Here is an 8,151-nt window from a genome sequence, read left to right on the forward strand (position 1 = left end):
ATCAAGATAGTTGATAAGAGAAAATCAATTATCTTCCCCCCCTCATAAAGTTGTGACACAGGAAAGTGTCAACACTTTACTCTCATTCCTTTAGATAACTATAAACACAACGAAGCCCGTTAGCCGAAAGGTTAGCGGGCTTTCGCGTTGCAGTGATAACTTAGATGATGCCAGAATATAGGTGGTGTTATATATAAAACAATCCTGCACGACATCATATGAAAACACAAAAAGTAAGACCCAAGCACCTCACTGCTTCAGCAGATCGGCAATCGGGTCTTCTTTTTATTATCTAAAGGAATGAGAGTAAAGTCGACATCCCGGCACACCGGGATGCCATTACTTTATGAGGGGGGAGATAGTTGTTTATCAACTATCTGAGTCTTAGTATAGACAGAAAATGTGTCAAAATTATGTTCAAATATTAAAAGAAAAATAAATTAAATAAAATAAACTTAATCCTGAACGCTTACAAACACTTCATAGACCTTCTTGAGTGATTTATGAAGATAAGGTTTGTACTCTTCCATAGAAACAGGTTTCTCATGAAGGATACAGTTGTAACTTGTTGAACTGATCAATTCAATTAGTGTAAAAAGTAAGAGATCCGGATTCTCACAGTTTACGTTATATTTTACAAGTGAATTTCTGTAGTGATCATAAAATTGCCTGGACACTACAGAACCTGTTCCGACAGCATCCTGGAAAACTCCCCAGGAGAGATTCTTTGACAAAAATTTTAACAAGGACTGCTGTTTCTGGAAACGGTCAATAATATAGTCTGTTAAAAAAAGAATCTCTTCTTCTAAAGAATTAATCTCAGTCCCTTCAAGCTGCTTGTGTGCATCATCAAAAAGCTGACAGGCTTTGTATGCGATCAATTTATCTCTTAAATCATACTTGTCTTTGAAATAAAGATAGAATGTCCCCTTTGCCAGACCGGCCTGATTCACGATGTCGGATACAGTTGTTTTGGCAAAGCCTTTTCCGGTGAACAGGTCAAATGCAGTCTGGAGCAGTGTATTCATTTTCTGTTTTTTATTATCATCTACTTTTCCCATAATCTCAATGACCTCCTTTGTGTGTCTTTAGTGATTGTAATATATAATACAAACTTTGCCAATAAGAGGTTTTCATAAAAATACATTCTGTGAAAAATTCCTATTGTCTTTTTACTAGTATGGCACAAAATTCCCAAAAGTCAATAAAAATGACCATTTTTCATTTTTTAACAAAAAAATATTGACTAATAGTCATTTCGCGCTATACTATAAGAGACTTGAGTAGTGAGACAGTATAGGAGATGATACAAATGGTTAAAGTTGGCAAATGGATTGCCAAACACAGAGTTCTGATGTTGATCATCGGATTTCTTCTGATTATCCCGTCGGTCATCGGGATGGCAAAGACACGTGTAAACTATGATTTGCTCAGTTATCTGCCGGAGCATCTGGAGACAGTAAAGGGTCAGGATATTCTGGTGGATGAGTATGGAATGGGCGCTTTCTCCATGGTTGTGGTAGAGAACATGGACATGAAGGATGTTCAGAAGCTTGAAGATCAGTTCAGTGAAGTACCGCATGTAAAAGATGTACTCTGGTATGACGATGTAGCTGATATCAGTCTTCCGGTGGAGATGATCCCAAAGGATTTAAAGGAGGCGTTTTTCAAAGGCGATGCCACGATGATGCTTGTATTGTTTGATAATACAACATCTTCTGATGAAGCTATGGATGCTGTCGGACAGATGAGAAAGCTGGCGAATGATCAGTGCTTTATCAGCGGTATGACAGGAGTTGTTACAGATATTAAGAATCTGGCACTTAAAGAACTTCCGGTTTATGTGGTGATTGCAGCACTTTTAAGTCTGGTCGTACTTGAACTGACAAGCGGATCTTTCGTAGTACCGATCTTATTTCTGATCAGTATTGGGCTTGCGATTCTCTACAATCTTGGAAGCAACATTTTCTTTGGAGAGACTTCGTATATCACAAAGGCATTGACTGCGGTATTGCAGCTGGGTGTGACAATGGATTATTCCATTTTCCTCTTGAACAGCTACGAGGAAAACAAGAAGCGTTTTCCGGGAGAGAAAGAACGTGCCATGGGACATGCGATTTCCAATACATTTAAGTCTGTGGCAGGAAGCTCTGTTACGACAGTAGCCGGATTCGTAGCGTTGTGCGTTATGACATTTGCACTTGGCCGAGATCTTGGTATCGTTATGGCAAAAGGCGTATTGATCGGTGTGATCTGTTGCGTAACAGTTTTACCTTCTCTGGTTCTTGTATTTGATAAACCAATTGAGAAGACAAAACATAAACTGTTGCTCAGCAACATGGATAAGCCATCAGCTTTTATTACAAAGCACTATAAAGTATGGATCGTTGTTTTCCTGGTACTTTTATTCCCGGCTATTTATGGAAATAATCACACAAAGATTTACTACAACATTGCAGATTCACTCCCGTCCACACTGGACAGTAATGTGGCGAATACAGAACTTAAGAAAGACTTTGATATGAGTAATATTCATATGGTTATGTTAGATAGAAGTATGGATGCAAAACAGAAGTCGAAAATGTTCGATGAGATTGATTCTGTGAAGGGTGTCAAGTGGACGATCAGTATGGATTCGCTGATCGGACCGGCAGTGCCGGACTCTATGATACCAAATGATATCAAAGAAATGCTGCAAAGCGATGATTACGAGCTTGCATTTGTATGCTCGGAATATGAATCGGCAACAGAGGAAGTCAATACACAGATTGCATCGATCGATAAGATTGTAAAATCTTATGATAAAAATGCGATGGTAATTGGAGAAGCTCCTTTGATGAAAGACTTGGAGGATGTAACCAATGTAGATCTGGTAAATGTAAATGCACTTTCAATTGCAGCGATATTTATCATTATTATGATTATCTTCAAATCAATATCACTGCCAATCATATTGGTGGCAGTTATTGAATTTGCAATTATGGTTAATATGGCAATCCCGTTTTATCAGGGAACAAGCCTTCCATTTGTTGCAAGTATAGTAATCGGAGCAATTCAGTTGGGAGCAACTGTAGATTATGCAATTCTAATGACGACCCGCTATCAGAAAGAGCGTCAGCGTGGACGAGATAAGATGGAAGCAATCAGTATTGCCCATAAAACCAGTATGCCGTCAATTATCAGCAGCGGATTAAGTTTCTTCGCGGCAACATTTGGAGTAGCCTGCTACTCACAGGTTGAAATGATCGGTTCTATTTGCACTTTGCTTGCGCGAGGCGCGATTATCAGTATGGTTGTTGTAATCCTGATATTGCCGGCGATGTTTATGATATTTGACAAAGTAATATGTAAGACGTCCATCGGATTCCTCGGTGGAAAAAAGTAGAAAGGATGTAAGAATCATGAACAAAAACAGAAAAATCAAACGTGGACTCACAACTTCTCTTGCCGTTGGAATGTCAGTAATGATGGGCGCTGTGCCGGTCTTTGCTGCAGGAACAAGTTCTGACGCAGATGCAGTTTATAAGGAAGAGACAGTTTATGTAAATGCAGACGCAACAGGAACAATTGATGAAGTAACAGTATCTAACTGGCTGAAGAATTCAGGCAGTGTATCAGGAAGTCTGACAGATGCAAGTACTCTGAAAGATATTAAGAATGTAAAAGGTGATGAAACATTCAAAGCATCCGGAGATACATTGACATGGAATACAGACGGTGAAGATATTTATTATCAGGGAACAACAGATCAGGATCTTCCGGTTTCTGTAAAGTTTACTTACTATCTAGACGGAAAAGAAATCAAACCGGCAGATCTGAAAGGAAAAAGCGGACATCTGAAGATTCAGGTGGATTATACAAATAAAGAGAAGAAAACAGTCAGCGTAGATGGAAAACAAGAAGAAGTTTACACACCATTTGTTATGATGACGGGAATGATCCTTCCGAATGAAACATTTAGCAATGTTACGATTGATAACGGAAAAGTTATTTCTGATGGAAGCAAGAATATCGTAGTCGGATTCGGAATGCCTGGCATGAAAGAAAGTTTGAATCTGGACGAAAGCAAAACAGAAGATCTGACAATCCCGGAAAGTCTCTGCGTGGAAGCTGATGTGACAGATTTCACAATGTCTTCTACATTTACAGTGGCACTTACCGATCTTCTTGATGACATTGATTTTGATAATATCGTAGATGTTGATTCACTGAAGAGTTCCTTAGATGAACTGGAAGATGCAGCGCTTCAGTTAGTAAGTGGATCTGACACACTTGCAGACGGAGCCGGAACACTTGCAGACGGTGTCAACAGCTATACAGAAGGTGCGGATACTTTGAATGATGCAATTCAGAAGTACCTTGGAAGCAATGGAGAACTGAACGGAAGCGTGACAGAGTATGTGAATGGTGTCAATAAAGTAGTCAAAGGCGTGCAGGATTATACAGACGGAACAAATGCACTGGCTGACGGAGTTACAGCTTATATTGGCGGTGAACAGCAGCTGGCAGCAGGTGCCGCGAAACTGAGCCAGCTCAGCAGCGGACTGAAAACAGTACAGGGAGCGATCAGTCAGCTGAATGCAGCAATTGATGGAGAAGGTAGTGCGACAGAAGATATTCAGTCAGCGTCAAGACAATTGGCAGCAGGTACAGCACAGCTTAAGGCATCCCTTGGAAGCCAGGAAGTGCAGGCACTTTTGGGTCAGGTTGAAAACATGCTTACAACCGGAAATGAAATGATCGAGCAGACAGAGCAGCTTGAAACAGCATTGAATGATGGAATTGCAGTACCGGTTCAGAATATAGCGGGTAATTTACAGAGTCTGAGTCAGCAGCTTGGAGCAATTAATCAGCAGCTTGCTACTTTGGACACAACTTGTCAGAGTGCAGTAGATGATTTGAATGCGAAGATTGCAGATTACAATAATAAAGTAGATGCAGCGCAGAGTGCAGCAACAAGCAGCAAAGCAACTATCAATTCAGCAATCAGTGAATTACAGACAAAGAAAGATCAGACAACAGATGAGACAGCAAAGGCAGATCTTCAAGCAGCAATTGATAAGCTGAATGCGGCATCAAATGCAGCGGATGGACTGCTTGGACTGGAGAAGGCAAGTGAAGTGTCAGTGTCACTTCCGTCAATTGACACAACTCCAATTCAGAAGGAAATGGGAGAGATTGCAGCATCTATGGAAACATTTAAAAAGACTGCAAATGATCTGAATGCTCAATTACCGGAAATGAAAGAGAAGTTAGAGTCTATTACAGCTATGAAGTCACAGCTTCCGACAGAGGCACTTGGACAGCTGGCCGCATCAGTAGATCAGTTGAACGCAGGAATGCAGGGATTGAATGCAGCAATCGGATCCTTCTCATCTAATCTCGGAACATTAAATGAGTCTGTACAGGCACAGTTCCCGGCAGCAGTTACAGGAATTCTTGAACTGAACGGCGGATTCTCACAGCTGAGTGCAAATAATGATGCACTTTTAGCAGGAGCCAACAAACTGAAAGCTAACAGTTCAACACTGGTAGCAGGAGTTCAGACACTTCAGAGCGGAACAAACCAGCTGGCAAGCGGACTGAATACATTGGGAAGCCAGATGTCATCCGGAGCGGCAAAACTTTCACTGAACAGCGCAGCCCTTCGTGAAGGTGCAGCAACTCTTCAGTCAGGAGCAAGAGAACTCGCAGACGGTATGGAGAAGTTCGACCGTGAAGGAACAAGCAAATTAAAGAGCACAGTAGAAGACGAACTCGGTGATGTACTTGACCGTTTCGATGCACTTACATCGGATGATTGTACTTATACAACATTCAGTGGAAAAGACAGCGGAATGGAAGGAAGCGTGAAATTCGTAATCGAGACAGAAGCAATCGAGTAAATCGTATCATCTCTATAATATAGGAAAAACGGAGAAATCCCCGACCAGGATTTCTCCGTTTTGTTACTGTTCACTCCGTTTTTCGTTTTGGAATTTGCCATCACAAGAAAGGATTGCAAAAAATACCATTATATAGTAGTCTGTCTATAGAGATGCTATTGAATGCACAGTAGAATAAGTTGATAGTAGAAATTATGGTATGTGAGGAAGAGATGGAAGGAAATTTAACAAAGGGTCCTATTCTAAAGACCTTGACAAAGCTGGCGATACCGATTATGGCATCGTCATTTTTAGGGACATTGTATAATCTTACAGATATGGCGTGGATCGGTCTGCTTGGTTCGAAGGCAGTTGCCGGAGTTGGTGTCGGAGGAATGTACACCTGGCTGTCACAGGGGTTGGCATCTATGGCTCGAATGGGTGGACAGGTTCAAGTGGCGCAGCATATTGGAAAAGGAAACAGAGACGAGGCGAATAAATATGCGCAGACCGCAGTACAGTTAGCTACATTGATGGGATTAGTATATGCGGCAATTGTATTGCTTTTTTTACATCGACTGATCGGCTTCTTTCAGTTGGATGATGCAGAAGCAATTGCGGCTGCATTTTCTTATACAAGAATTGCCTGTGGTTTGATCGTATTTTCATTTCTGACATTTACGTTGACAGGTATTTATACTGCACAGGGAGATTCAAAGACTCCATTTATTGCGAATCTGATCGGCCTGGTAATCAATATGATTCTGGATCCGGTACTGATCCTTGGACCGGGGCCACTTCCTGAATTAGGTGTGGCAGGTGCAGCGATTGCGACTGTAACAGCGCAGGGAATTGTAATGAGTGTGATGATTATCGGAATCTTTGTGCAGAAGAAGGATAATGTATTAAAAGGAATTCGTCTGTTTGCAAGAATTCCGATGGAATATGTAAGTGGAATCTGCAAGATCGGAATTCCGACAGCACTTCAGGGAATGGCTTATTGTGTAATCTCAATGGTACTTGCACGTATGGTATCCGTCTTTGGTGCTGAGGCAGTTGCAGTACAGAGAGTCGGTGGTCAGATTGAATCGCTCTCATGGAATACGGCGGATGGATTCGCTGCGGCGCTGAATGCATTTGTTGGACAGAATTATGGAGCCAACAAGATGGATCGTGTCAAGAAGGGATACAGAGCATCTTTATGGACAGTTGGTATTTGGGGATTGATAATTACAGCAATATTTGTATTTGTTCCAAAACCAATCGCAAGAATTTTTTTCCATGAAGCAACAGCAATTGAAATCGCAGTGGATTACCTTATAATCGTAGGACTCAGTGAAGCATTTATGTGCGTAGAGCTTATGACGGTTGGGGCATTGTCCGGACTTGGAAAGACACATCTGTGCAGTGTGATTTCAATTATATTTACAGGAGCGAGAATTCCATTGGCAATTCTCCTTTGTAGAACAGCACTCGGACTTAATGGAATCTGGTGTGCAGTTTCATCAACATCCATTGTAAAAGGTATTATCTTTGTAGCAACATTCTTCTGGATTACAAGAAGTTCAAGAATACTTAAGGATAATAGCAGGCTTTGATTAAGAAAAGCCTGCTATTATTCTTTTATAAGAAACGATAAAGCATATATGAGAAAGGTGTTTAAGGGAAAATGGTAAAAGAAAAACAATGGGAAAATCATAGAACCAAAGTGATATCATGTATCGTATTTGGAGTATATCTTCTTTTGCTAACTTGGCTTGTGCTGTTTAAATTTGCATTTGCTATAGAAGAAATCCCACATTTGAGACAATTAAATTTGATTCCTTTTCATTATGAAACAAGCGTTAAGCCTATAATGCATATAAAAGAAGTGGTATATAATATACTTGTTTTCGTTCCGGCAGGAGTATATTTTACTGCATTTTTTGGAGAAAGAAAATGGTGGGAGGGGATTGGTGCATCATTTCTAATAAGTTTGAGCTTTGAGATTATACAGTGGATATTTTCAATTGGAGTAAGTGATATTACAGATTTACTTGGAAATACACTTGGTGGTGTATTGGGGACATTACTTTTTGTACTTTTTGGAAAAATATTATCCAAGAAAAGAATGCGTGTAATCAATGTAGTTGGAGCAGTGGTTGAAATCGTTGGAATTGCATTGTTGAGTGCGCTGTTTGTGGCAAATAAGTAAGCATGCAATATTCGTAGCATTTGGAAACGCAGATGCTGATTTTTCAGAATATTCTGAATTGCATGAAATATATAAAAAACATTGACAATTAAA

Annotated in this window: 5 protein-coding genes; 4 read left to right on the plus strand and 1 reads right to left on the minus strand. The window is 40.4% G+C overall.

From position 1 onward, the window contains the following. Positions 1-455: 455 nt before the first annotated feature. Positions 456-1,061 carry a TetR/AcrR family transcriptional regulator gene (locus LI126_RS12015; protein ID WP_227165469.1) on the minus strand — a complete coding sequence of 202 codons (606 nt, stop codon included), beginning with the start codon at positions 1,059-1,061 and terminating at the stop codon, positions 456-458. A gap of 251 nt (positions 1,062-1,312) precedes the next feature. Between LI126_RS12015 and LI126_RS12020 the strand changes: the two genes are divergently transcribed. The 4 genes from LI126_RS12020 to LI126_RS12035 all read left to right on the plus strand — a co-directional run bounded on the left by LI126_RS12020 (position 1,313) and on the right by LI126_RS12035 (position 8,058). After that, on the plus strand, positions 1,313-3,385 hold the full coding sequence (locus tag LI126_RS12020) for an efflux RND transporter permease subunit (protein WP_227165470.1): 2,073 nt from the start codon (positions 1,313-1,315) through the stop codon (positions 3,383-3,385). 16 nt (positions 3,386-3,401) lie between these two features. After that, complete coding sequence (locus LI126_RS12025; protein WP_227165471.1) at positions 3,402-5,885, plus strand: PspA/IM30 family protein; 2,484 nt, start codon at positions 3,402-3,404, stop codon at positions 5,883-5,885. A 212-nt stretch (positions 5,886-6,097) separates the two neighbouring features. Further along, positions 6,098-7,462 (plus strand): MATE family efflux transporter, encoded by a 1,365-nt coding sequence (locus LI126_RS12030; protein WP_227165472.1) that lies wholly within the window; start codon positions 6,098-6,100, stop codon positions 7,460-7,462. A 71-nt stretch (positions 7,463-7,533) separates the two neighbouring features. Continuing rightward, positions 7,534-8,058, plus strand: coding sequence for a VanZ family protein (locus LI126_RS12035; RefSeq protein WP_227159207.1), 525 nt, complete (start codon positions 7,534-7,536; stop codon positions 8,056-8,058). Positions 8,059-8,151 lie beyond the last annotated feature (93 nt).

The organism is Mediterraneibacter sp. 210702-DFI.5.30 (assembly GCF_020560115.1).
GTDB classification, from domain to species: domain Bacteria; phylum Bacillota; class Clostridia; order Lachnospirales; family Lachnospiraceae; genus Mediterraneibacter; species Mediterraneibacter faecis.

Bases quoted from the DNA above. Each gene is read 5' to 3' on its own strand.
- LI126_RS12015 (WP_227165469.1), bottom strand. From the start codon at position 1,061: ATGGGAAAAGTAGATGATAATAAAAAACAGAAAATGAATACACTGCTC.
- LI126_RS12020 (WP_227165470.1), top strand. From the start codon at position 1,313: ATGGTTAAAGTTGGCAAATGGATTGCCAAACACAGAGTTCTGATGTTG.
- LI126_RS12025 (WP_227165471.1), top strand. From the start codon at position 3,402: ATGAACAAAAACAGAAAAATCAAACGTGGACTCACAACTTCTCTTGCC.
- LI126_RS12030 (WP_227165472.1), top strand. From the start codon at position 6,098: ATGGAAGGAAATTTAACAAAGGGTCCTATTCTAAAGACCTTGACAAAG.
- LI126_RS12035 (WP_227159207.1), top strand. From the start codon at position 7,534: ATGGTAAAAGAAAAACAATGGGAAAATCATAGAACCAAAGTGATATCA.